The 24,994-nt window shown below is 62.8% G+C and carries 20 protein-coding genes; 1 reads left to right on the top strand and 19 read right to left on the bottom strand.

Annotated elements, in window-relative coordinates; genetic code table 11:
• Window positions 1-13: 13 nt before the first annotated feature.
• From Q4F91_RS03655 to scpB, 12 genes are all read right to left on the bottom strand, one after another.
• On the bottom strand, window positions 14-1,525 hold the full coding sequence (locus tag Q4F91_RS03655; protein ID WP_303334658.1) for a Fic family protein: 1,512 nt from the start codon (window positions 1,523-1,525) through the stop codon (window positions 14-16).
• A gap of 229 nt (window positions 1,526-1,754) precedes the next feature.
• Window positions 1,755-3,146: a hypothetical protein gene (locus Q4F91_RS03650; protein ID WP_303334656.1), complete on the bottom strand. Its 1,392-nt coding sequence runs from the start codon at window positions 3,144-3,146 to the stop codon at window positions 1,755-1,757.
• A 327-nt stretch (window positions 3,147-3,473) separates the two neighbouring features.
• Window positions 3,474-4,508, bottom strand: a complete 1,035-nt coding sequence (gene dusA, locus Q4F91_RS03645) for a tRNA dihydrouridine(20/20a) synthase DusA (RefSeq protein ID WP_303334655.1) — start codon at window positions 4,506-4,508, stop codon at window positions 3,474-3,476.
• Between the two features lie 113 nt (window positions 4,509-4,621).
• Window positions 4,622-5,059 carry a YchJ family protein gene (locus Q4F91_RS03640; protein ID WP_303334653.1) on the bottom strand — a complete coding sequence of 146 codons (438 nt, stop codon included), beginning with the start codon at window positions 5,057-5,059 and terminating at the stop codon, window positions 4,622-4,624.
• A complete protein-coding gene (typA, locus tag Q4F91_RS03635; protein WP_303334651.1) occupies window positions 5,049-6,896 on the bottom strand; it encodes a translational GTPase TypA in 1,848 nt (615 codons plus the stop codon). Before typA ends, Q4F91_RS03640 begins: the two co-directional genes overlap by 11 nt.
• Before the next feature lie 35 nt (window positions 6,897-6,931).
• Entirely contained in the window at window positions 6,932-7,831 is a 900-nt protein-coding gene (gene truB, locus Q4F91_RS03630; protein ID WP_303334649.1) for a tRNA pseudouridine(55) synthase TruB, read from the bottom strand.
• A 10-nt stretch (window positions 7,832-7,841) separates the two neighbouring features.
• On the bottom strand, window positions 7,842-8,213 hold the full coding sequence (gene rbfA, locus Q4F91_RS03625) for a 30S ribosome-binding factor RbfA (protein ID WP_303334647.1): 372 nt from the start codon (window positions 8,211-8,213) through the stop codon (window positions 7,842-7,844).
• Window positions 8,214-8,403: 190 nt separating this feature from the next.
• Window positions 8,404-11,226, bottom strand: coding sequence for a translation initiation factor IF-2 (gene infB / locus Q4F91_RS03620; RefSeq protein WP_303334645.1), 2,823 nt, complete (start codon window positions 11,224-11,226; stop codon window positions 8,404-8,406).
• 153 nt (window positions 11,227-11,379) lie between these two features.
• The gene (gene nusA / locus Q4F91_RS03615; RefSeq protein WP_303334643.1) at window positions 11,380-12,921 is read right to left on the bottom strand and encodes a transcription termination factor NusA; all 1,542 of its coding nucleotides are present in this window, start codon (window positions 12,919-12,921) and stop codon (window positions 11,380-11,382) included.
• 12 nt (window positions 12,922-12,933) lie between these two features.
• Window positions 12,934-13,497: a ribosome maturation factor RimP gene (rimP, locus tag Q4F91_RS03610; RefSeq protein ID WP_303334642.1), complete on the bottom strand. Its 564-nt coding sequence runs from the start codon at window positions 13,495-13,497 to the stop codon at window positions 12,934-12,936.
• A 673-nt stretch (window positions 13,498-14,170) separates the two neighbouring features.
• Entirely contained in the window at window positions 14,171-15,370 is a 1,200-nt protein-coding gene (gene rluB, locus Q4F91_RS03605; RefSeq protein ID WP_303334660.1) for a 23S rRNA pseudouridine(2605) synthase RluB, read from the bottom strand.
• Window positions 15,318-16,070 carry an SMC-Scp complex subunit ScpB gene (gene scpB, locus Q4F91_RS03600; RefSeq protein ID WP_303334640.1) on the bottom strand — a complete coding sequence of 251 codons (753 nt, stop codon included), beginning with the start codon at window positions 16,068-16,070 and terminating at the stop codon, window positions 15,318-15,320. Before scpB ends, rluB begins: the two co-directional genes overlap by 53 nt.
• A gap of 350 nt (window positions 16,071-16,420) precedes the next feature.
• On the opposite strand from scpB, the gene Q4F91_RS03595 reads away from it, so the two are divergent.
• Complete coding sequence (locus Q4F91_RS03595) at window positions 16,421-17,641, top strand: site-specific integrase (RefSeq protein WP_303334638.1); 1,221 nt, start codon at window positions 16,421-16,423, stop codon at window positions 17,639-17,641.
• 456 nt (window positions 17,642-18,097) lie between these two features.
• On the opposite strand, the gene Q4F91_RS03590 is transcribed toward Q4F91_RS03595, so the two are convergent.
• The 7 genes from Q4F91_RS03590 to Q4F91_RS03560 form a co-directional block, all read right to left on the bottom strand.
• Window positions 18,098-18,373, bottom strand: coding sequence for a hypothetical protein (locus Q4F91_RS03590; RefSeq protein WP_303334636.1), 276 nt, complete (start codon window positions 18,371-18,373; stop codon window positions 18,098-18,100).
• Between the two features lie 113 nt (window positions 18,374-18,486).
• The gene (locus tag Q4F91_RS03585; RefSeq protein WP_303334633.1) at window positions 18,487-18,888 is read right to left on the bottom strand and encodes a structural protein P5; all 402 of its coding nucleotides are present in this window, start codon (window positions 18,886-18,888) and stop codon (window positions 18,487-18,489) included.
• Window positions 18,889-18,902: 14 nt separating this feature from the next.
• Window positions 18,903-19,238 carry a phage holin family protein gene (locus Q4F91_RS03580; RefSeq protein ID WP_303334631.1) on the bottom strand — a complete coding sequence of 112 codons (336 nt, stop codon included), beginning with the start codon at window positions 19,236-19,238 and terminating at the stop codon, window positions 18,903-18,905.
• 3 nt (window positions 19,239-19,241) lie between these two features.
• Entirely contained in the window at window positions 19,242-19,544 is a 303-nt protein-coding gene (locus tag Q4F91_RS03575; RefSeq protein ID WP_303334629.1) for a hypothetical protein, read from the bottom strand.
• Between the two features lie 194 nt (window positions 19,545-19,738).
• Complete coding sequence (locus Q4F91_RS03570) at window positions 19,739-20,047, bottom strand: hypothetical protein (protein WP_303334627.1); 309 nt, start codon at window positions 20,045-20,047, stop codon at window positions 19,739-19,741.
• A complete protein-coding gene (locus Q4F91_RS03565; RefSeq protein WP_303334625.1) occupies window positions 20,047-22,233 on the bottom strand; it encodes a glycosyl hydrolase family 28-related protein in 2,187 nt (728 codons plus the stop codon). The genes Q4F91_RS03570 and Q4F91_RS03565 overlap by 1 nt, the downstream gene beginning before the upstream one ends.
• A gap of 3 nt (window positions 22,234-22,236) precedes the next feature.
• Window positions 22,237-24,660 (bottom strand): glycosyl hydrolase family 28-related protein, encoded by a 2,424-nt coding sequence (locus Q4F91_RS03560; protein WP_303334623.1) that lies wholly within the window; start codon window positions 24,658-24,660, stop codon window positions 22,237-22,239.
• Between the last annotated feature and the right edge of the window lie 334 nt (window positions 24,661-24,994).

Raw genomic sequence — 24,994 nt, 5'->3', positions numbered from 1 at the left:
TGTCTAAGGTGTCTCAAGAAAGAGAGAAATCGATGTAGTTTGCGTTCGCCGTGGCCCCAAGTACCTTTTTTGTTTCCATCTCAATAAAATCAAAAACTTCTGGTGGCACCCTCTCTGAAAATTTTCTACGAATATTTTTTGACAATTCTCCATTCCGTTCCATTGCGACTGAAATAAGCAACATGCGATCATTATTTCTTATATCAAATCTATCATTCACAATTCTTTCAATTTCATCAAAACGCAACAAGTACTCCACTTCCTCTCTCAAATGAACATTCAAAGCGTGTTCAGCTATATCAAAGAAAAATTCCACCTGGGTCGTCGCATCCCAATACCTATATACAGAATCCGTCCCATAGAACGTAAAATCATACAAAGGATCGCCCCCTGAAAAAACAGCATCCCATAGATCTCTAGCCGGAGCCGAGAAAGCTTTCAGTGCCTCCAAATATTCACTTTCCCTTTTCTTCAAAGCAACAGATATAGGAAGAATAACACCATCCCCGATTAAATCAGATTTACTCAATTGATGATGGATCAAAAATCTACTTAATCTACCATTTCCATCCATAAAGGGATGAAGATAAACAAAACCAAAAGAAGCAATGGCCGCAGAAATAACAGGATCAACAAATCCGTTCCAGCCATTTATCATTTTCATATAGCCATCCATCAAATCACATATAACTTCTGGAGATGGCGGAATATATGTAACCGACAAAGCACTTGGCGAACCTCCCTGGGCAAGCCAGTTCTGTTCCGACCGAAACGCAAATGCATGATTGAATTGATTATTTACTATCTCATTTTGCAAATCACATAAATAGCTTTCATTAATGGAGCATGCGTCCTTAACGTGTCTCAATAATTTCATAAAATTCTTTGCCTTGTCTCCTCCAACATTTTCGCGCTCCAAATCATAAGTTCCCTTCGTCTCACTGAGATAAGCCCAATTCAACGCTCTATCCAAATATTCCGATCCAATTTCATCAAACAACTTTTTTGTTAATGCGAGGATATTTTTCTCCAGTCCTTGCTTAATTAAATCTGTCTTTTCCACAGTTGGACAGTATGACAGCGGCCCAATACCATTGTATGCAACCTTCCACTTCTGATTTTTCTCTATCGGACCTGTTATATATTTTTCACCATCAAAAAGAGTGGAATAACCCTTGTTCGGGCAATTAAAATCAATAGTATCCTTGGTAAAATACTCCCATAAAAAGGAAATTTTATGAAGCATTGCCGAACTAGGCATTTCATAAAGAGCAGCCAACAATTCTTCTTTATTAATTTTCGGCAGTACTTCCGAGAGAACAGCAAGATTAACTCCCTCATGCTTCATTGCAAATAAAACGTGATCAAAAGGAGAATTTGCCGGCGGAGCCATTCTCTCAGGCACAATCAACTGGTTCGATTGTCTCAGTTTCTTATTGACCGCAGAAGAGGCGACAGCCTTAACACGCAGAGGAATAGTTTTGATATCAAACTGCTCTATGAGATTCGCATACCCGCACAACATAACATAAATCGCCTGTAAATTAAATTATTCCCAACCAAAATAATTACTGAAGCGACCGTTTCCACACTTTCTAAGTTCAGATGGCAGGTGCGTCAGATTCTGTCGAAAGAACTCGCATTCTTGATGAATTTCGAATTTTTTCTCGCAAAGTTAGTGAATATCCATCATACCACTCGCAAAATTTAGTATGACTTCCGACACTGACTGTCTGAACCGTGAACTCGACATCTCAGTCATCAGCTACACAAGAATGGCTTCTGTAGCGCCAGTCAAGCTCGCCGGTGAGGCTCAGCGCCACCGAGCAGATCAACGCACGCGCGAGAAGCGTGTTGCCGTCGATCGCCCGGAAGGGATCCTTCTCGGGTCTGCCGCCGTCTCCCCAGAGACGCTCGCTCACCGCATTGAGAGCGGGCGCGCGGTCAAACACCTCCGCAGGCGGGCACTTCCAGGAACTCACGAGGAGGTCGCTCCCCATCGGGGCAAGGCACTCGCCGAGCTTCTCCCAGTCGTAGCCGAAGCCCTTGGCGGTATCAATCAGGAACCGCTCATAGAGCTTCCTCTCGGCCTTGCTCACCTCGATACCTCTCTTGCGCGCCAAGACATAGCGGTCAAGACCGTCAAGGAACTTGGCCTGCACGGCGGCGGCCCTGCTGCGCTCCGTGCAGACGTGAAGCCAGGCCGCAGGGGCCTCCTTCTCGTCAAGCTTCACCGGGAGCGAGCACATCGAGACGGCGCGGTTCCCGGGGCACGTGCTGCGGATGTCCTCGATCGCGGCGCGGTTCTCGATGAAGCGCTTCTGCGCCCACTCGGCCTCGGCCGGGATGCGGGCGACGAGGTGCCGGCCCGTCTTTTGCGCGGCGGCGAGCCACCCCGCGAGAATCCTCAGGTTCCCGGCGGCGCCGGTGAGGCGGAAGTCGAGGACGTCATGGCGGTCGCCGGAGAGGAGCAGCGAGCAGCCGAACGAATCGTCATCGTTGATCCAGGGCACGCGCACGAAGCACTGCTGCCAGACGGGGGCCTTCGCGGCCCTCGCCTTTCGCGCATCGAAGTAGCGGCGGATCGAGCCCGCGTCCGCGCCGATCCAGATGAGCGCGGAGGTCGTCACGTCCTCGGGCATCACCCAGGCACCCATCACCGTGCGGTCCTTCGACTCCTGGTCGGCCGCGCGGTTGTTGATGTAGATCGCCGCCTGCAGGATGAAACTCGCGAGACTCTCGCCGAAGACGGCCGTGAGATCACTGCGGATGCCGGAGTTCTCGGCGACGGCGAGCAGAATCGGAGCGACGCCCATGGCCACGCCCTCGACCTCGGGCGATTCCTGCGGCTCCTGCGCCGCAGCGGGCGTCTCGGCGGCGGGGACCTCGGTGAGCACGGCCTCGCGGCTGCGACTTGCCTGATAGTCCGCCTCGGGCATGAAGGCGTTGTCAATGATGCGACCGATCGTTACCTGCTCGTAGGAAACCTTCCCTTTCCTCACCCGGCGGATGCGGCGCACGAGTCGGACCGTGCCGTTGCCAGCCTTGACCTTCCTGAGTTCCTCAGGCTTGTCGGTCGGGAGGTTCTCGATGCCCGTGAAGTCGCGGGACCATGCAATGTTCTTCGAGGAATTAGCGTCAGTCATGGCGGAGAGGCTCTGTGAGAGATGGGGAAAAATCCGCTGCAGGGGATCCGACCGTGGCGGCATCCCGCATGCGCTGTCCGAATTTCAAGCATACCGCCGCTCACTGCCTAGGGATATCAGCATTCCGGCTCTGACACTTCCCCTGTCTCCACCCTAACTTCTCTGTCGCTTCCTGACTCTCCCTGACGCGTTTTGACACTCCCTGACTCGCAAAACAAGTGAAAAGCGCGTCTCCCCCTCGCAAAATCCGGTGCGGACTCGCAAAAATGGTGAAAACGCGCTTTCGACTCGCAAAATTTGGTCGCAGTAACGTCCCGGACGAAGAGATCAGCGCTCCTCGGCGGCGTCCTCTTCGCTGAACCCATCCCCGAAAGCCTGCCTCCAGGCGTAGTGGAAGAGCTCCGGGCCCTGCTCGCGGATCGCCTTCGGGTCGGCGAGCGTGCGGCGCCAGGCGCGCGCGCCGGGCAGTCCCTGGCAGAGGCCGTTCAGGTGCCGCGAAAAGGCGCGCAGCGCATGCTCGTCGCCCGCCCAGTGCGTGCGGACCTCCTCGGTGACGGCCTCGATCACGGAGAGGCGCGTCACCTCCATCGGGTCATCGAAGAGCGCCCCGTCCACGCCCGTGAGCATCCAGGGGTTCTGGTACGCCGCGCGGCCGATCATCACGCCGTCCATGCCGGCGTCGATCAGCTCGCGCGAGAGCCCGAGGTCGGCGATGCCGCCGTTGAGCACAAAGGTGCAGTCCGGGAAATCTTTCTTAAGCTCGTAGGCCACCTCGCGCTTCAGCGGCGGAACCTCGCGGTTCTCCTTAGGCGAGAGGCCCTTGAGCCAAGCGCTCCTCGCGTGCACGATGAAGACGCGGCAGCCCGCCTCCCTCACCTCGCCCACGAAGTCGCGCACGAACGCGTAGTCGTCGCGGTCGTCGACGCCGATGCGGTGCTTCACGGTGACGGGCTTGTCCGTAGCCCCTCTCATCGCGCGCACGCAGTCGGCGACGAGCTTCGCGTCGAGCATGAGGCAGGCGCCGAAGCTTCCCTTCTGCACACGCGGCGAGGGGCAGCCGCAGTTGAGGTTGTACTCGTCGTAGCCGTAGCCCTCGGCGACCTCAATCGAGAAGGCGAGGTCCGCCGGGTCGGAGCCGCCCAGCTGCAGCGCCACCGGGTGCTCGCAGGGCGAGAACCCGAGGAGCGCGTCGCGGTTGCCGTAGCGGATCGCGCCCGTCGTCACCATCTCGGTGTAGAGCCGAGCGTGCCGCGTGAGCAGCCGGTCGAAGAACCGGCAGTGCCGGTCCGTCCAGTCGAGCATCGGGGCGACGGTGAAGCGCCAGGGAGAGACCGCGTTCTGCGTGCTGATGGTGTCGGACATGTCAGAGAGATGGATGGTTCGGAAAGGTTTTGCGAAGGGCAAAGAAAGAGCGCCCTGGCCGGTGAGGTCGGGCGCTCGTCCTGGAAGCGGTTCCGGTGAATCGGAGGGCTTCTTCAGCCTTCCTCCTCGAGGTCGCCGTCCAGGTAGACCCAGCGGCCGTCCGCCTCACGGCGGAAGCGCGAGTGCTCGGTCATGCGGAAGGCGCCGCGGTTAGTGCGGCCGAGCGCGGTGAAGGTCACCTCGCCCGTCTTCCCGTCCTCGGAGACGCTGCTCGAGGAAACGGTGAGCCTGAGCCACTTCGGCCTCGGCTCGCCCGGGGCGAAGAGCTCGGCGGGCCGCGTCTCTGCGGCCCAGGTTCCGGTGACGTAGTCGTCGCGCCCCGTGGCGTAGGCCGTGAAGCGGCTCCGCATCAGTGCCTCGGGTGTGGGAGCCCCGAAGGGCGCGTCTCCGTCGGGGAAGAAGCGCAGGCAGCAGGCCGTCGCCGCGAGACCGCTGCCGCAGGGGCAGCGGACCGGTGCCGCGGCGGCCGCGCGCGAGCGCTTATTCGCCAAACTGCTTCTCCTCGGCGCGGGCGGCGCGCTTGCGCTCGAAGTCCTTGAGGTAGCGCTTGCGCAGACGGATCGTCTTCGGGGTGATCTCAACGAGCTCGTCGTCGTTGATGAACTCGACGGCGCTCTCAAGCGTGAGCTTCACCGGGGGCACGAGGCGGATCGCCTCGTCCGAGCCGGAGGCGCGGATGTTGGTGAGCTGCTTGCCGCGGATCGGGTTCACGACGATGTCGTTCTCGCGGGAGTGCTCGCCGATGATCATGCCCTCGTAGAGCTTGTCGCCTGGGTTGACGAAGAGGCGGCCGCGCTCCTGGATCTTCCAGAGGGCGTAGGCCACGGCCTCGCCGTCGTCCTGCGAGATGATGACGCCCGAGCGGCGCTCGCCGACGTCGCCGGTCTTGATGGGACCGTAGTCGTCGAAGACGTGGCTCATGATGCCCGTGCCGCGGCACATCGTCATGAACATGCTCTGGAAGCCGATCAGGCCGCGGGCCGGGATGCGGTACTCAAGGCGCACACGGCCCTTGCCGTCCGGAGCCATGTCCTGCAGGTCGCCCTTGCGGCGGCCGAGCTCCTCCATGACGGCGCCCTGATGCTCCTCCTCGACGTCGACCGTGAGGAGTTCGTACGGCTCGAGCTTGACGCCGTCGACTTCCTTGAGCAGCACGCGCGGACGCGAGACGGCGAGTTCATAGCCCTCGCGACGCATGTTCTCGAGAAGAATCGTGAGGTGGAGCTCGCCGCGGCCGGCGATCTCCCAGACCGTCTCGTCGGCAGTCGGGCGCATGCGCATGGCGACGTTGGACTTGAGCTCACGCTCGAGACGCTCGCGGATCTGGCGGGAGGTGACGAACTTGCCCTCGCGGCCGGCGAGCGGCGACGTGTTCACCTGGAAGTTCATCGTCAGCGTCGGCTCGTCGACCTTCAGCATCGGCAGAGCCTCGGGCTCGTCCTTGTCGGTGATCGTCGTGCCGATGTCGAGTTCCTCGATGCCGGTGACGAGGATGATGTCGCCGGCCTGGGCCTCCTCGACCTCCTTCCTCTGCAGGCCCTCGAACTCGAGAATCTGGTTGATCTTCGCGCGGCGCGGCGTGTCATCCGGGCCGTTCATGATCGCCACTTCGGTGTTCGGGTAGATGCGGCCGCGGTGCACGCGGCCCACGCCGATCTTGCCCACGTAGGTCGAGTAGTCGAGCGAGCAGATCTGGAGCATCAGCGGGCCGTCGGGATTGTCGTCGCGGACCGGGACGTACTTGATGACGGTGTCGAAGACCGCGCGCATGTTGCCGATCTTGCGCAGTTCCTCGACGTCATCCGTGTAGCCGGCGAAGCCGTTCAGGGCCGAGGCGTAGATGACGGGGAAGTCGAGCTGGTCCTCGGTGGCGCCGAGCTTGTCGAAGAGGTCGAAGGTCTGGTTCAGGACCCAGTCCGGACGGGCGCCCGGGCGGTCGATCTTGTTGATGACGACGATGGGCTTCAGACCCTGGGCGAGGGCCTTGCGCGTGACGAAGCGCGTCTGGGGCATCGGGCCCTCGACCGCGTCCACGAGCAGCAGCACGCCGTCGACCATCGACAGCACGCGCTCCACCTCGCCGCCGAAGTCGGCGTGGCCCGGGGTGTCGATGATGTTGATATGCACGCCCTCGTACTCAACCGCGCAGTTCTTCGCGAGAATCGTGATGCCGCGCTCGCGTTCGATGGCGTTGGAGTCCATCACGCGTTCCTCGACCTGCTGGTTCTCACGGAAGGTGCCGGCGCACTGCAGCAGGCGGTCCACCATGGTGGTCTTGCCGTGGTCAACGTGCGCAATGATGGCTATGTTGCGAATAGCTCGTGTCATTTTGATTGTTCAGTCTCTGGGGGAAAGAAAAAAATTCAGTGCTCGATGAGGCGCTCGGGCCCGAGCACGCCGCGGTCGTTCACGACCGCCGTGCCGAGGAGCCCCGTCACGGGGCCGTAGACGCGGACACGTCCGCGCAGCTTCAGGCCGAGTGCCAGGCGCTGTCCGAGGAGAAAGCGCTTTTCATCCGCTTCGGAAAGATCCGTGCGCGGGAGCGTGGTGATGAGCGTGTCAGCGGGCGTGAGTTTAACGCGCGCCGCCTCCGCCGTGCCTGTCTCGCGGAGGTTTTCAAGCGTCAGGGCCCCGTCGAGCGTGAGGTGCCCCACGCGGGTGCGGCGCAGGGCCGTCAGGTGCGCCCCGACACCGAGCGCCCGGCCGATGTCCTCGGCGAGCACGCGGATGTAGGTGCCCTTCGAGACGAGGCACTTCATCGTGAAGGAGTCGCCGTCGAAGTCCGAGACCTCGAGCTCGAGGATCCTCACCTCGCGCGGGGTGCGCTCGACGGTCTCGCCCCTGCGGGCGAGCTTGTAGAGCGCGACGCCGTCGCGCTTCAGCGCCGAGTGCATGGGCGGGACCTGGGTGATGGTTCCGAGGAACCCGCGGGCGGCCGCCTCGATTTTCTCCATCGTGATGCCCTCGACGGGGTGCGTGGCGATCACCTCGCCCTCCGCGTCGCCCGTGTCGGTCTCGATCCCGAGCCGCACGCGGGCTTCGTAGCCCTTGTCGGCGTTGAGAAGGTCCGCGGAGAACTTCGTCGCGTCACCGAAGCAGACGGGCAGAAGCCCCGTCGCCATCGGGTCAAGCGTGCCCGTGTGACCAGCCTTGCGGGCGTTCACGATGCGGCGCGCAATCTGCACGGCCGTGTTCGAGGAGAGCCCCTGCGGCTTGTCAAGGAGCAGCACCCCGTGGATCGAATCGCCTTTTTTGCTCGCCATGGCGGTTCTCTCAGTCCTTCTTCTCGGTCGACTCGGTCTCGGCGATCGCGCGCTTGATGAGCGCGTCCATCTCGAAGCCGCGCACGACGCTCGTGTCGATCTCGAAGTGGAGCGTCGGCACGGTGTGGATGCGCAGACGGCGGAAGAGGTGGTTGCGCAGCATCCCAGCGGCGGCGTTCAGGCCCGCGGCACTTGCCTCGGGTTCGCTGCCGAGGACGGTGAAGTAGACCTTCGCGTGCGCGTAGTCAGGCGTCACCTCGCAGCCCGTGAGCGTCACGAGACCCACGCGGGGGTCACGGACCTCCTTCGGGATGATCTCGGAGAGGTCGCGGATGATCTGGTCACCGATGCGCTGGGCGCGTCCGGGTTTGGCGTTTCTCATGAATGAATTCAGTATCAGGCAGTGAAATCGGTTCGCCCGGAGCGGACGCCGGATGCTCTTTTCTTCTTTAAAAGCATCAGACATCTTCCCCGGGCGGAGGAACCGGTGAAAGGAGTTCGAATCGATTCCCCTTCACCGGATTCGCTTCTCCCGCGGTTCCCTCAGGAGGGACCGCGGGAGCGGCGCTTCATCAGAGCGTGCGGGCGACCTCGGTCACCTCGAAGACCTCAAGCTGGTCGCCCACCTTGATGTCCTCGTAGCCCTTGAGCGAGAGGCCGCACTCGTTGTCGGCCTTGATCTCGCGCACGTCGTCCTTGAAGTGCTTGAGCGAGGCGAGCTCGCCCGTCCACACGACGACGTTCTCGCGCAGCAGACGCACCTGGGCGCTGCGGCGCACGAGACCCTCGAGCACGCGGCAGCCGGCGATGTTGCCCACCTTCGGCACGCGGATGATCTGGCGGATCTCCACGAGGCCGAGCGAGGTCTCGCGGCGCTCGGGCGAGAGCATGCCGGACAGAGCCGCCTTCACATCGTCCACGGCGTCGTAGATGATGTTGTAGTAGCGGATGTCCACGCCTTCGTTCTCGGCGAGCTTCCTCGCCTGCGCATCCGCGCGGACGTTGAAGCCGATGATGACGCCCTTCGAGGCGGTCGCGAGGTTCACGTCGCTCTCGGAGATGCCGCCCACGGCGGCGTGCACGACGCTCACGCGGACCTCGGCGTTCGAGAGCTGGGTGAGCGCGTGGATGAGCGCCTCCTGCGAGCCCTGGACGTCGGCCTTGATGATGAGCGGCAGCGTCTTCGCCTCGCCCTCGCCCACGTCGGCGAAGAGGTTGGCGAGGTTGGTGGCGTGCTGCTTGGCGAGCTTGACGTCGCGGTACTTGCCCTGACGGAAGAGGGCGATTTCGCGCGCCTTCCTTTCGTCGGCGAGGACGAGCACCTCGTCGCCGGCCTGCGGAACGCCAGAGAGACCCTGGATCTCGACGGGGATCGAGGGACCGGCGGTGTTCTGGGACTTGCCGAGTTCATTGAGCATCGCGCGGACGCGGCCGAACTCAGCGCCCACGAGCACCACGTCGCCGCGGTGGAGGGTGCCGGCCTGAACGAGGATCGAGGCGACCGGGCCGCGGCCCTTGTCAAGGCGCGATTCGATGACGAGACCCTTGGCGGGACCTTCGTCCGGGGCCTTGAGGTCAAGCATCTCGGCCTGGAGCAGCACGTTCTCGAGAAGTTCGTCGACGCCCTGGCCGCTCTTCGCGGACACGCAGATGAACGGAACGTCTCCGCCGTACTCCTCGGGGATCACGCCCGCGGTGACGAGCTCCTGCTTCACGCGCTCGGGGTTCGCCTCGGGCTTGTCGATCTTGTTGATCGCGACGACGAGCGGAACGCCGGCGGCGCGGGAATGCGAGATGGCCTCCTGCGTCTGGGGCATCACGCCGTCGTCGGCCGCGACCACCAGAATCACGATGTCGGTGGCCTGCGCACCGCGGGCGCGCATGGCCGTGAAGGCCTCGTGACCCGGGGTGTCGAGGAAGGTGATGATGCCGCGCGGCGTCTTCACGTGGTACGCACCGATGTGCTGCGTGATGCCGCCCGCTTCACCCGCGGCGACCTTGGCGCGGCGGATGTAGTCAAGGAGCGAGGTCTTGCCGTGGTCGACGTGACCCATGATCGTGACGACCGGGGGACGGGGCTTGGCGGGGAACTCCTGCTTCTCCTCGAGTTCGCCGAGATAGGCCTCCGGATCGTCCGCCTTGGCGGCGATCGCCTTGTGGCCCATTTCCTCGACGACGAGCATCGCGGTGTCCTGGTCGAGCATCTGGTTGATCGTGACCATCTGGCCCATGAGCATGAGGGTCTTGATCACTTCGGTGGCCTTGACGCTCATCTTGTGGGCGAGGTCAGCGACCGAGATGGTCTCGGGAACCTGCACCTCGCGCACCACGGGTTCGGTCGGCTGCTGCACCGGAGCGTCCTGACGGTGACGGTCCTGGCTGCGACGGCCGCGCGCGGTGCGCCATCCGGAGGAGGAACCCTCCTCCTCGACGCCGCCGCGGGTCTTCAAACCGCGGCCCTTGCGATCCTCGTCGCTCCAGTCGCCGCCCGAGCGGCCGCTACGGCCGCCCTTCTTGTCGCCGTGGGCGCCGCCGCGCTTGTCGCCCGAGCCGCCGGCGGGCTGGGCCGCCGGACGCTGGGCGCCGGGACGGCGCTGCACGGACTTCTCGGAGGACTTGTCGCCGGCCTTTTTCTCGGCAGGCTTCTTCTCCTCGCGCTTCTCCTCGGCCTTGGGCTTCTCTTCCTTCGGCGGCTTCTTGGCGGTGAGGACACCGGCCTTGCGGCTCATCATCTCGCGGATGCGGCGCGCCTCTTCCTGGGCCTTCTTGCGGGCCTCCTCGCGGCGCTTCGCCTCGGCTTCCTTCTCCTTGGCCTCGGCCTCCATGCGGGCGGCGGTGGCCTGGGCGACCTCGGCGTCGAGCTTGGCCTTCTCGGCCTCGCGGCGGGCGGCCTTGAGAGCGGCTTCGTCAGCGCTCTTCTTCGCGGCCTCCTCGCGGGCCTTCGCTTCCTCGGCGGCGCGGCGGGCAGCCTCGGCACGCTCGGCGGCGGCACGGCGCTCGGCCTCCTCGCGCTCAAGGCGGGCCTTCTCCTCGGCGGCGCGGCGTTCGGCGAGGGCCTGGGCCTCCGCCTCGATCTTCGCCTGCTCCTCGGCCTGAAGCTGCGGGTTCTTCATGAAGACGCGCTTGCGGCGGACCTCGACCTGAATGGTGTGGGCCTTGCCCGAGGAGTCGCTCTGCCGGATCACGCTCTTCTCCTTGCGGGTGACCGTGATCTTGCGCTGGCTCGAGTTGGTGCGCTCGATGCGCAGGCTGTCAAGCAGCCGGCTCTTGTCGGCGTCCGACAGCATGTCCGTCTCGGCGGACTTGTCAACGCCGGCGGCGCGGAGCTGTCCAATGAGGGTCTTCACGGAAACCTTGAGTTCCTGTGCGAATTCCTTGACCGTCATACTCGTCATATATCTTCACTCCTTTCGGATGCGGCCCGAGGGCCCGCATTTCTTCTTGCTTTTCTCCCTCGGGGAGGAGATATCTCTCACTCCCCCGAAGGAGGGCCCCGCCGCATCCGCGCGGGAAATCTGTTGGGTTGCTGGAATGCTCCCGCGGGAGCGTCACTTGGACTGGGATTCGTCCTTGGCGGCCTCGCCGGCCTCCTCGCCTTCGCTGAACCAGTGGGCGCGCGCGTTCATGATGAGCTTGCTCGCCTCGGCCTCGTCGAGGCCCGTCATCTCGACGGCTTCCTCGGTGGCGAGGTCGCCCAGGTCATCGAGCGTCTTCACGCCGTGGCTCACGAGCTTGTTGGCGAGGTCGTTCGTCATGCCCTCGAGCTCGAGGAGCTTCGGATCGGCCTTGCGGAGGTTCTCCTCGCGCGTGATGGCGTCGGCGAGGAGCTTGTTGCGGGCGCGCAGACGGAGCTCCTCGATCGTCTCCTGATCGAAGGCGTCGATCGCGAAGAGCTCCTTCTCGGGCACGTAGGCGATTTCCTCGATCGAGGAGAAGCCCTCGCTGATGAGGACGTTGGCGGCGGCGTCATCGATGTCGAGGCTCTGCATGAAGTCCTCGCGGATCTTCGAGACCTCCTGGTCGCGCTTCTCGCTCGCCTCGGCCTGGGTGAGGATGTTGATCTGCCAGCCGGTGAGCTCGGAGGCCAGGCGGACGTTCTGGCCGCCGCGGCCGATCGCGATGGCGAGGTTGTCCTCGTCAACGACGACCTCCATCGTGTGGGTGTCCTCGAGCATCACGATCGAACGGACCTTGGCGGGCTCGAGCGCGCCCACGACGAACTGCGCGGGATCGGCGTTCCAGACGACGATGTCGATGCGCTCGCCGGAGAGCTCCTGCGTGACGGCGGAGACGCGCGAGCCGCGCATGCCGATGCAGGTGCCGATCGGGTCGACTCGCTGGTCACGCGAGGTGACGGCGATCTTGGCGCGCGAGCCCGGGTCGCGGGCGACGGCCTTGATCTCGATGATGCCTTCCTCGATCTCGGGAACCTCGAGCTCGAAGAGCTTCTTCATGAATTCGGGGCTGGTGCGCGAGAGGATCACCGTGCGGCCCTTCGGCGTGTCGCCGACGTGGTCGACGTAGGCGCGGACGCGGTCGCCCGTGCGCTTGTTCTCGCGCGGGATCATCTGGTTGCGCGGGAGACGCGCCTCGAGGCGCTCGATCTCGACGATCGCGTCGCCCTTGTCCATGCGCTTGATCGTGCCCGTGACGATCGACTCCTTCTTCGCGAGGAACTCGGCGAGGATCTGCTCGCGCTCGGCGTCGCGCAGGCGCTGCAGGATCACCTGCTTGGCGTCCTGGGCGAAGCGGCGGCCGGCCGAGTCGATGTCGACGTTCTCGACGGGGCGCTCGACGTAGTCGCCGGGCTCGAGCTCCGGATAGTCGTCATGAATGTCGGAGTACATCTCCTCGCGGTCCGGCTCCTGCAGACCCTGCTCGTCGGGCACGACGATCCAGCGGCGCACGGCGGTGAACTCACCGGTGGCCTGGTCGACGCGCACGAGGATGTCGGCATCCTCGCCGGGGAAGCGGGCGCGCTTGATGGCGCTCGCGAGGGCGATTTCGAGAACGCCGAAGACGATGTTCTTCTCAACGTTCTTTTCACGGGCGAGCACGTCAACGAGCTCGAGCATTTCACGGCTGTTCATTTTTTAAGTTCCTTAACCCTTGAAATTCAGTTCCTTGATGAGGTGTGCGCGCTCGACCTCGGAGAGCGGGAAGGTGACGCGCACGGGCGCGGCCTCGACCGTCTGACGCTTTTTCGAGCGGAGGGCGGCGGCGCGCGGCGTGCGCGCGATGACGACCTCGAAGTAGTCAAATTCAATCTGTTCGGCGCCGGACTCGCCCGAGATGCCGATGATGCGGCCCTCGAGCTTGCGGCGGCCGGCCTCCGGAAAGCCCTCGGCCTTCATCGGGGCGAAGAGCTCGACGGCGGCGAGTTCACCGGCGAAGCGCTCCCAGTCGCGGGCGCGCTTCAAGGGGCGCTCGACGCCGGGCGAGGAGACCTCGAGACGCTCGTAGGTCACGTCCTCGACCGTGAAGAGGTGCGTGAGCTGGTCGCTCACACGCTCGCAGTCCTCGAGCGAAATGCCGCCCTCGGCGGTCGTGTCGATCGTCACGCGCACGAGCCCGCGGGCAAGACGCTCACAGTCAACGAACTCGTATCCGAGGCCTTCAACCGTCTTTTCCACAAGCGCGCCGAGCGCTCCGGAGGATGAATTCATCAGGCGATATCCTTCAAAAAAAACGCAAAAAGGGCCCCGTGCCCGATGGTCCCCCATGGGGCGCGGCGCCGCTTTCCGCTCCAGAATCAAAAAAAAATGGGCTCACACGGCCCATTTCTCTTCTCCCTTCCTCCCAAAGGCTCCGGCTCCGCTTTTCAGCGCTGCCTCTTTGCCCGGGATGAGGGCGGCTCAGAGCTCCTTCCACAAAGGACCTCCTTTCTTGAGGGGAGGTTCACGGAGCGCCGGCCAGAATGCGACGTCTCAACAAGGCTTGTCCGAGGGGAAATAAAAGCTTCCCCTCTCTGTTCCGTGGCACCGGAGTCCGCTGTGAAGGGCTCTCAAAAGGAAGAGAGACATCGGGGAGCGGTGTTCGCGGGGCTTGAAACGGAACATTCGGTCTCCGGCCCGCGGTTCATGCTGCGAACCCGGGGCGGCTCAGACCGGCCGTTGAGGAATGGCCGAGATTATAGGGAGGCGAACCCGCGCGGCGCAAGAAGCCGCGCGGATTTTTTGGCCTTTTTTGAGCGCCTTCGAGCACCTCCCCCGGCCCCGGGAGAGCGCTCGCTGACAGCCCCGGACAGGAATCCAGGGCCGTCCTCCCGCCGCCCTTTCCCCGAAGCGCAGGGTCCGGGGAGAGGAAAGCGGAGGATGAACGGACGATTTCCGTTCTAAATCAGAGGCGTCCGCCGCGCGGGCCGTACCCGCGGCCGCCCTTCGAACCATTGGAACCCTTCGAACCCGCGGCACCGGAGGCACGGGAGGAACCGCGCGGGCCGCGGGCGGGACGGGCCTTGCCCGCCTCTTCCGTCTCATCGAAGCCCCGGTCCTTGCGGTAAGCGCGCTGCGTCGGACGCTCGGAGAGGTCACGCGCGCCCTTGAAGGGAACGCCCGTGCGGTCGCTCGCGCCCTCGCGGCGGGGGCGGCGCTCGGAGCGCTCAACCTTCTCGGTGCGCTCGGCTTCCTCGCGCTCCATGCGCTCGCGCCAGCGGATGCGGGCGGCGGCCTTCTCCGCCTTCACCTCCTCGGCCTTCTCGCGGGCGGCCTCGGGGGAGACGGCCTTCTCGGCGCGCTCGAGCGCGGCGATCCAGCGCTTCACGTCGGCGGGCTCGAGCTCCTTCATCTTGCCGCGGAGCAGCCCCGAGGGGAGCTCCACGTCGCCGTAGCGCACGCGGATGAGGCGCGAGACCGTGAGATTCACGGACTCGAAGAGTCGGCGCACCTCGCGGTTGCGGCCCTCGCGGATCGTGACGGCGTACCAGTGATTCAGCCCCTTGCCGCCCTCGTCGGTGAGGGTCTCGAACTTCGCCGGACCGTCCTCAAGGTCGACGCCCGCGAGGAGCTTCTGCGCATCCTCTTCCGAGAGTTCGCCCACGGTGCGCACGGCGTACTCGCGCTCGAGCTCGAAGCGCGGATGCATCAGGCGGTTGGCGAGCGACCCAGAGGTCGTGAAGATGAGGAGCCCCTCGGTGTTGAAGTCGAGACGCCCCACGGCGATCCAGCGGCCGCCCGGCACGCGCGGCAGGTGCGCGAAGACGCTCGGACGACCCTCAGGGTCGTCGCGGGTGACGATCTCGCCGGCGGGCTTGTGGTAGAGGAGCACGCGCGGCGCCTCGGCCTCGTCGCCCGTCTGGCGGCGGACCGTGCGGCCCTCGACGCGGATCACGTCGTCGGCCTTGACGCGGTCGCCCAACTTGGCGGGCTGCCCGTTCACGGTGACGACGCCGGACTCAATGAGGCGCTCCATCTCGCGGCGCGAGCCCCAGCCCGCGTCAGCCAGCGCCTTCTGGAGCTTCTCGGTGACAACGTGCTCGGTCGTGCCGTCAGCGTTCCTCACCCACGGCGTCTCCTGGGTCTGCGGACGGGGCTTCCTCACCACCGCCTTCTTCTGCGGGGCGCGGAACGGGGTGCGCTTCTTCTCGGGCGCCTGCGGGCGCTTCGTGCTGGTCCTGGTCAAAATCAAGTTCCTCCTGCAGCTGCATCGTGCCGATACCGGGCGATTCCTGCATGTTCTGCCCGGCGGCATCAGGTGCCTCTTGGCCGAGCGCGAATTCCTCGGACTGCGTCTCCCTGAGGGCCGGCAGGTCCGCAAGGCTCTTGAGCCCGAGGTCATTCAAAAAAGTCTTTGTCGTGCCGAGCAGCGCGGGTCTGCCCGGCGTCTCCCGCCACCCCACGGTCTCCACCCATCCGCGGTCCTCGAACTGACGGATGATCGCGGGGTTCACCGTGACGCCGCGGATCTCCTCGATGTCGCCGCGCGTGACCGGCTGCCGGTAGGCGATGATGGCGAGCGTCTCCATCGCCGCGCGCGAGTAGCGCGCGGGACGCTCCTCCTCGAGGCGCGAGAGCCATGTCATGGCCCCCTGCGCCGTGCGGAAGCGCCAGCCGCCGTCGGCGAGCTCCTCGAGCTCCATGCCGCGCCCCCGCCAGAAGGCCTGAAGCGCCTCGAGCTCCCCGCGGATCACTTTCGCGGAGGGCTCGTCATTGAAGAGCCGGCGCATGTCACGGATCGTGAGGGGTTTCCTCGCCGTGAGAAGCGCGGCCTCAAGGATCGTCTGGGGCGTGAATTCAGCCATCGTCTTGGGCGTCTGGAGTTTGGAAGCGTCCGTGCCCGAGGCAGGACCGTGAGAAGTGCCGTCTGACCGGAAAAGATCAGAGGGAAAGGCGTGGAGAAATTTTTCCCAAAAGAAAAACCCCGTGCACTGCTGCTGCGGGGTTTCCATTCTAGCGGCACTCCCGTCTGAGTTTTTTAAAACTCAGGAGAGGTCTGGCGGAAGGGGTGTCCGTCGAAGCTGTCGCGCCATTGCGCGCCATCCCGCGATCACCCTGCAACATCTCGCGCCACCGCGCGGGGATTGGGGCCGCCCTCTGCTCGACAGAGTGATCATCTCGCGCCATACTGCACCATATCGCAACACTCTCACTTATGGCAGTTCTTATGGCGCGGCTCTCAATTGAAGCGAAGATCGACAAACTCCCTGCAGGCATCCACCGCATCGAGCGGGGCCTCTACGTGCGCAAGCGCGAGGGTCGCTGCCCGTCCTGGCTCTTTGTCTACACCGTGGCCGGCAAGCGCAGGGAGCTCTCCCTGGGGCGCGTGGGCGAGGTCGGCATCACAGCCGCCCGCGAGAAGCTCGAGCGCGCCCGGCAACTTGTCGCCGAGGGCGTCGATCCCGTCGAGCACCGCCGCACCGTGCGCGCCCAGCTGGCCGAGAAGCCCGAGGTCTACACCTTCGCGAAGCTCTTCGAGGAAGCACTGCCGGCGATCGCGAAGGCCAAGCGCTGGCGCAACCCCAAGAGCGGCCTGCAGTGGCGCACGAGCATCGAGACCTATGCGCTGCCGGCGATCGGCGACAAGGCGCTCGAGGACATCACGCGCGACGACGTGCTCGCCGTGCTCACGCCGATCTGGGAGACCAAGACCGAGACGGCCTCGCGCGTGCGCATGCGCCTCGAGGCGCTCTTTGCCTACGGCATCGCGACCGGGAAGATGAAGACCGGCAACCCCGCGGTGTGGCGCGGCAACCTGTCGTACTTCCTCGCGCCGCCGAGCAAGATCAAGAAGGTCGAGCACTTCGAGGCGCTCACCGTGCAGGAGATCCGCGACGCGCTCGAGCAGACCGATTGGAACGATCCGCCGGTCACCTGGGTGGCCATCGCCTTCGGCGCGCTCACGGGCGCCCGCACGAATGAGTTCTGCGAGGCTCGCTGGGAGGAGATCAAGGGCGACGTGTGGTACTGCCCGCGGCGCAAGGACGGCAAGGGATACCCTCACCGCGTGCCGCTGAGCCGGCAGGCGCTGCTGCTCCTCGAGCGGCTGCCGCATGACTCGGAGTGGCTCTTCCCCTCGCCGGTCAAGGACGGCACGCACATCAACAAGTACACCCCGCGCGTGGTTGTCAGGAAGCGCGTCGGCCGCGGCACCATGCACGGCTTCCGCTCGAGCTTCAGCGATTGGGCCGCCGAGCAGGACATCTCCGAGCGCCTGTCGGAGAAGGCGATCCAGCACCAGACCGGCAACGCCGTGACGCGCGCGTACCAGCGCTCGGACCTGCTCGAGCAGCGCCGGCCGATCATGCAGCGCTGGGCGGATACGATCCTGCCGCTCGCGTGGATAGAGAAAGAGCCCAACCCCGCGAAGGGTTGAGCTCCTGCTCGCCCTAAATTGATTTTCCCAGACGCTATTTTACCGCGCCGTCACTGCGGCGTCGTGAACTCCGGCACATCGCTGAAGTAGTCCGCCACCCTCTTCGAGAAGTCCGAGAGCTTCTCTGAGTAGGCTTTCGCTGCGGGCGACTGCGGCTCGCTCAGCACTGCAGGCAGCTGCGCTGGCTCGCTTGACGCGGGACTCGACAGACTGCTGCACCCGCTTAGTGCGAGCGTCAGCAGCAGCGAGATCAGCAGCGTGCTGCGTGGTGAGTGCGTCGATCGCGGTGACCATCCGTGCATAGCTTTTGGCTCCTTGTGTTGCGACCGCGATCGCGGTCTCTTCCCTGTGCGAGGCGTCCTTGTAGACGCAGCCACTGATGAACCCGGCGCCGACGAGCGCGATGACCGCGCCGGCGCCGAGACCGAAGACTGACAGTGTGCCGAGGCTCATCCCTCACCCCCAAAGATCGACCGCCGCGCCGGCGGCCAGAATGAGCAGAAACCCGCCCCAGAAGATCTTCCGCGCAGGGAAGTTTTCCACGAGGTTCGGCAGCGCCCAACGGCACACCGCGAACCACGCGAGCGCCGTCGCGAAACCCTGCGCGAACCGCGGCAGCTGGGCATCAAGGCCGAGGGCGATCAGCACGAACCGGCCCGCCCACGCCGCAACGACGAGCAGAATCAGGAACGAAAGCGCCCGCACAAACGGCGAGCTTTCGAGCAGCTTCAACACAACCGGCCTCAGCAGGTCTGATAAAATCCTTTGCATACCAGGTTCCAAATTGGTATAGAAACGGGAGCCGCACGAGATTCCACCCTCGGGCGGCTCTATTTTATTTGGGGTCACACGCCTGCCTCCTGCAGCGCAAACTCCCAGCCATCGCTCGAGATGCTCTCGGCCTCGGGCCCGCACTCATGCCGCGCGATCGCCTTCGCAAGGTCGAGGTAGAGGAGCGGGTCGTCGCTGAAGTGCAGCACCTCATCCGGATCGCGGCGCATCGCCGACGAGACCGAGCGGATGTAGCTCATCGTGTCGTTCTCGTTCGCCGGCGCCCATCGGCCGATGATCTGCCGGATGGTCTGCAGGCCGCGCTTCTCGACGTACGTGCGCAGGGTCTTCACCAGCGCCCTGCAGCCCCACTTCATCGCGGAGAACTGCACGAAGTCCGGGTCGCCCTGGATCGTGGACATGCCCTTCCACACCTCCGCGGTGCGGCGAATGTTCCCCGGGTTCTGATTTCGCATGCCCCTGGCTGCCGTCATTGCTCCTCTCCCTTGCCCTGCTCCGCGGGCGGCATGCCGATGCGGCGCCGAAGCGCCCACCGTGCGTAGTCAAAGATGGTCACGCCCAAGTTGCCGGCGAAGCCCGCGAGCGCGGCGCAGATCGAGTCGGGCTGCTCGAGCGCGTCATGGCAGACCCAAAAGACCATGAAGCCCACGAAGCCGCTCGTGAACATGTCCGCGAGGAAGGTGCCGAGCGACCAGTCGCCGAGCTTGTGCGCCTGCCGGTACTGAATCGCTCCGCCGCACAACGGCACAATGACCGACACGAGGAGCGTCAGCAGTGACCAGTTTTGCGGGCTCTTCTCCGGCATGGCTTAGCCCCCGATCGCGCGCAGGCCGATGTGGTAGCCGAGCGAGAAGAAGCCGACCGAGGCCGCGACGACCAGCACGGCCGCGCCGATGCCGTACCAGAGGCGGCACTTGCGGCGCGTCGCCGTGTCCATCTCGGCCTTCTCTTCCTCGACGGCCGTGTCGATGTCCGAGAGCGCCTTCTTGGCCGCGGTCTTCAGCGCGTCCGTGATGTCCGTGATGCCGAGCTTGGCGAGGAGCGCCGAGGCCGCGTTGTCCGCCTCGCTCGAGGACGAGACCGAGGCGGCGAGTTTGCTGATGAGAGACATAAAAAGCCTCCTGCATGAGTCCGGGCGGGATGCCCATGCAGGAGAGTTTCGAGCGGTGCGGGCGCGGTATATGCACGCCGCAGGAGATGCCCGCAGGACGCGCTGGCGTGGCCGCTGTCGCGTCGAGCGAGACCTCTGCGGGTGTTTGCTCATCCGCGGGCGCGGGGCCAGCAGATGAGCAGCCAGAGGCCGTGCTAGGACCCGCCCGTGCAGACGAAGGCGACCGCGATCACCGCCGCGCACGCGAGCGCAGGGAACGCGAAGTCAAGCGCGTTGTCCTGGCTCCAGTTGCTCGGCAGAAAGCCCGAGTACCAAGGCGGCGTCCCGGCCTTGCGCTCGGCCTGAGCTACCTCGCGCCCGTAGTAGAAGCCCGTGGCCGCAGCCCCGCCGATGACCGCCGCAGTGGGGAGCGGACAGCCAAGAGCGTAGGCGATGCCGCCGAGCACGGTCTGAGCCGCAAGCGCAAGCCCGGCGTGGGAGAGCGAGGAGAGGATGTCGGACATCACGCGCTCTCCTCGGTGTCAGCCAGTGCGAGGCCGAGCGCGGAGAGCTTCGACTCGATCTTCCCGAGCTTCCACCTCTGATACGCAGCTTCGAGCGCAAGGGCCTCGGAATAGCGGATGCCGTAGCGATCCCCGGCCTCCTGAGCGGGCTCGATCACGTTGCCGTCCTCATCAAGCACGGCTTCTTTCGCCTCCCATGTGTCATGGCAAAGGAGGCCGTAGCGCGTGGCATCCAAGCCCTCAGCCGCGAAAGCCTCGATCACCTGTTGGGCGATCACGCCCATGTGGAGGCGAGCTTCGTCAGTGCCCTTCTTCTCGACGGCGTCCTTGAACTGAAACACCTTGAAGCCGACCGCGCCCCATGCCCGCATGAGCGCCTCGTCGGGCTCGGCCACGGAGGTCTTCTCGCGCTCGTCCGACGTGCTGATCGTGGACGAGGCGGCGTAGACCTGAGTCCATCGGTAGGATGCCGCGCCCAACGGAGCAGTGTTATCTGTGATGGGCTGAAGTCCACTTGCGAATCGATTGCCGCCGTCACCCAAGGAATAGATTCTCGGACCTGAAGTCGTGTAAATCGCTCGGAGGGCCTCGCTTCGAGTTGTGTTCTTCTCGTCGGCAACCCACAGAGCGAGACCAACGATAACGCCTGAACTCGAAGTAGGAGAAAAACCTATGCCCTTGTTTTGATAAACATGGAAACCCGTAGCGCTTGCTCGGTTATTTACCGGAATAACATCATCTCCGCCCTCATAGGTATTCGTACAGTTTGTGAATGTACTGCTCGGGTTTCCATCCAAAGGCATTAAGGCGGCGTTTCTGAGAACTCGTAAGTCGTCGCAGTCGTTCGCGGTTACATGAAGAATAGTTGAATTGTCGGGAACTACGCCCATGTAAGCCGTGTCCTTGACGATGATGGAGTTACTCGTAGTGGCGTAGATTAAACTCCGCGCAGAAGGTTCGGACTCGGTCGTATTATGGAACACGTTCCCGCTAATAATCGTATCCTTAACGATGTTCAGATACATCAGATAAGTCGGCGAATCTGACGTTGCCTGATAGGAAACTAAATTATCTGCAATCTTAAGGCGATAACAGGGAGTCTGATCGGTATCGTCCGGGTTATAGGTAACCCTGATTAGCGGTGAAGTAATTACTCCTGTTGAAATTGTATTCCCGGTAATAACGCCATCGCCGATCATACGGAAGTTGAACGCCGGGCTAATCGAGTCGTCGGCAGAAGTTATTTTGTTTCTGACGACGTTTCCCGAGAACACAAAGTCGTAGCACTTCTCAAGCTCAAGACCTCGTACACATCCCTCGGACACGTTCCCGATTACTGTCAGCCCCGTTACATTTCTGACCTTGATCGAACTGCTGTAGGTATTGCCATACTCATAGCAATCGGAAATCGTCAAGCCCCGCTTGGGGTTGCCGCTTCTGTCGGTGACGTAGACCAGATGCGGCGGCTTGTACCCGGAGGATTGAGACGTATCCGTTCGCGTGCATTTGATGTCATACCCACGGCACTGAGTAATGCTCGCGCCGATGAAGTCGTCAAGAAGAATGCCGAACTCGTAGTCTCGGAAGGTGCAGTGGGAAACGTTGATGCCGGAGATGAACGGCTCGACGTTATCGGTGGTGCTGGCGATACCCGTCACGAAGCCGGTGAACAGGCAATCTTCGATGTTCACGTCCTGCGCGCCGAGGTTGAGCATGATCGCGGTGTCATTCACCTCGTCAGAGCCGCCCTTCTCAGCAAGGTCAAAGATGAGACCGCTGATAGACACAGGACCGCCTGTGATGATGAACGATCCCTCAATGGCTGTAGTTGTTTGACGGATGGTCGCCATGCCACAGATTCGCACGGGTTTCGCGATGCTGAAAGCCGCAGAAATCAGATAGGTTCCCGGAGGGAAGTAAAGGGTCGCCCCCGTGTCCGGAATGGATGCTAATGCGGCTGAGACAGCCTCGGTATCGTCCGTCACGCCGTCGCCCGCGGCACCGTAGTCCTTGACATTCACGATGTCGGCGAAGTGTGCCGCAAGGCTTCTGGGTGTGTTGCCGCCACTCGGAGTCACCACCGACTCATCTTCCACGCCCTTGGGCTGCTGCAGGATGAAGATGCCGTCGTCGCTCTTCTTCACGAGAGCCGCACCCGGCACGTAGTTTCTAGAAAGAGAAGCCATGTTTTATCCTAAAAAGACGTTGACGATGCAGTTATCCGCGCCCGTCGCCGCCGCGCTGTATTTATAGGCAAAGGTCAGATTCGTATCGTCGATGCTGTTTAATCGGCAATATTCCAAATTCGTGCTGATCGTAGCCGCGTCGGAAATCGAATATTGAATCTCGTTAACCCTAGGAGTATATATGCAATGGTGTTCCACGGTTACTGTCTGCTGAGCGAGAGAACTGTCATTCGATAATGCGACGGAAAGATTCTTTCGGCTCGCATAAGCCGTGCTGGCGACGCTTGCCGAAATATCCCAAATCTGAGCACGGTTCAAATCGCGTCTGTCGCCGCTGAAGGGAACCTGTCCCGTGCTGAGCTCCATCGAGAGGCGGATCGTCTCCGACATTGGAGTGCCCGAGGAGACAAAGCCCGTCGTGCAGTTGTCGATGTTTCCGCTGATGTTGTTCCCGCGCTTGCTGTTCGAGGCCGAGGTACGCGAAAGCCCAACCACGCACTGACTCGCCGTGAAGCTGATGTCACTCGCGTAGCCCTGCATGTCGATGGCCGTGCCATTGCACCGCTTCACCTTCGCGTCCAGCCGCGCACCACGAACATCCGGGGAAACATAGACCGCTGTTCCCGAGTAAAGCGAGCCGCTTTCCGCGTCTCCGTCTGGTGCCGTCGAGTTGGCGTAGCTGAACTTGACCGTTGCGCCCGCATAGAGCGCGAGACCGCACGTCCCGGCCACGCGGGACGTGGCCGTGATCGTGCGAGTGCAAGTGATTTCAAGATTCAGGTTCTCGCCATACACACTGACCGCATCCCAATTCGGATCGGGGAACGTGTACTCGGGAGCCGCACCCATGTAATCCGGGTGGTAGAGCGAGAGGTTGCGCACGTCAATAAAGGCGGAGCCATACGTGCCCGAGGAAAGATTCACCTGAGCCGAATTGCTCTCGGAGATAATCCTTCCACCCTTCGTGAGACGCACCGTGTTTCGAGTCCTGAAACCCGTTCCCGCCCAACACGCATAAACGTGGATGTCGCCAATCTCGATATTCGTGCCGTCGATCACAATGCCGTCAATACCCTCACCCTCGTAATACTTCGAGGTAGAACGGGTGGAAACGGCTTCAGAATACTTGAGCATTCCCGCGAGGCCGATAAAAGCCTTGCGCAGAATATGATCTCCGGGGCCGCTGATTATCAGACCTTCCTGACCGAAAACCGAGCCATAAATGCTGATGTCGGAAATCTGGTTGTCCGTAACGTCCAAAGCCGTACTCGTCGGCTTCGTGAATAGAGCACCGATCCCGGCCACATTCGAGATACCCACGTTGATGACGAAGCCTCGCCCGCAGACGCTCAGGCCATTGCCGCTCGTGTTGCCGTAGTCCGCCGACGAGTCCTTCCAATTGGACGTGAGATAGGAGCCGTCGATCTCAAGATTGCTCAGGCCGAAATGCAGAAGCTCCGCGCTCTCGTCGAACCCGTCCGTCTTGACAAAATCTCCGTTCGTCCCGGCGATCTGCTTCAGTTGAGTCACGTCATAGCCGCCACCGACAACGTACACTCCGCCCTTCAGCGTGATCGACGTTGCGAGATACGTGCCCGCAGGGAGGAGCACTGTTCCACCGCCCACGGATTCGGCTCGGTCAATCGCCGCCTGAATTGCCGCCGTGTCGTCCGTCTCCCCGTCGCCCACTGCGCCGAAGTCCTTGACGTTGACGACATCAGCGAAGCGCTCGCCGAGCGTGCGCTGAACCGTACTACCTGAGGCCGTGGCCACGCGATTGCTAATGTCCGTGCCCTTCGTGCCGACATCGCCGAAACCTTTGACCCAGAAGTACCCGTTGTAGGGGTAGTTCTCGACCGCGTCGAGCGTGTCCACAATGTGCGGGATGTCCCAGGAGTACTGCTCGACGAGCGCACGGATCTTCTCGCACGTCTCGGCAGCGAGCCCCGCGGACTGCATGTACTCGAGGGTTGTCTGGACCGCGGCGAGGAGCTCAGCCATGAGTTCCTCCGGGGTCTTGGTCGAAGTGGTCGGCGTCTTGATCGCGCGGTCGAGTTGCTCGAGCAGCTGCTGGATGAGCGCAACTGCCTTGTCCGCGGACTCGTTGAGCAAGTCAGGATAGAACCCGCCGCGGTTCGTGAGCGCCATCTCCTGCGTGTACGGCACCGCGGAGAGAATCGACAGATTCGTGCCGCTCGCAAGCGCTTCGCTGAGCGTGATCATGCCGCCGGGCGCGTTGTCCTGGTCCTCGGACAGCGTGACGGTGTAGGCCGAGGACGCGAGCTCGACGTCAGAGTTGCCGTCCTCGCTTGAGATGTAGACCGCGACCTGATCGGTGCCGAACACCTTGAAGCCGAAGGAAAACTCGGTCGTGCTGCCGTCGCCGGTGTACGGTCCTGCTCGGCGGGTCTCGTCAGGGATTGCCATTGGGCGTGCCTCCAGAAGAATCTGCGGAGGAGTGTCCTCCTGGAGGCGCTGCGCTTTATGCACGCCCTGCGCACGACCACGCACGTCAGCGGTAGACCGTGCGCGGGGCTTCAACTCCGCGGCACGGTCGGGCAGAATGAGAGAGTCAGCAGCTGCAGGAGCCAGAGATGATCGACCGCGAGACCGCCTTTTACTACGCGAAGTGTGTCCTTTTGGACATCCTTCTCTTGGTCGCCACTCCATTCATTGTGCAGGCGCTCGATTCTCGAGATCTATTTGAGGCCTTTTTAGAAAGGCCTTTGACCGTTCTCTATATAATATTTTTAGTTTATTT

The organism is Sutterella sp., from assembly GCF_030539355.1.
Lineage (GTDB): Bacteria > Pseudomonadota > Gammaproteobacteria > Burkholderiales > Burkholderiaceae_F > Sutterella.
This window is presented reverse-complemented; position numbering and strand designations above follow the sequence as displayed.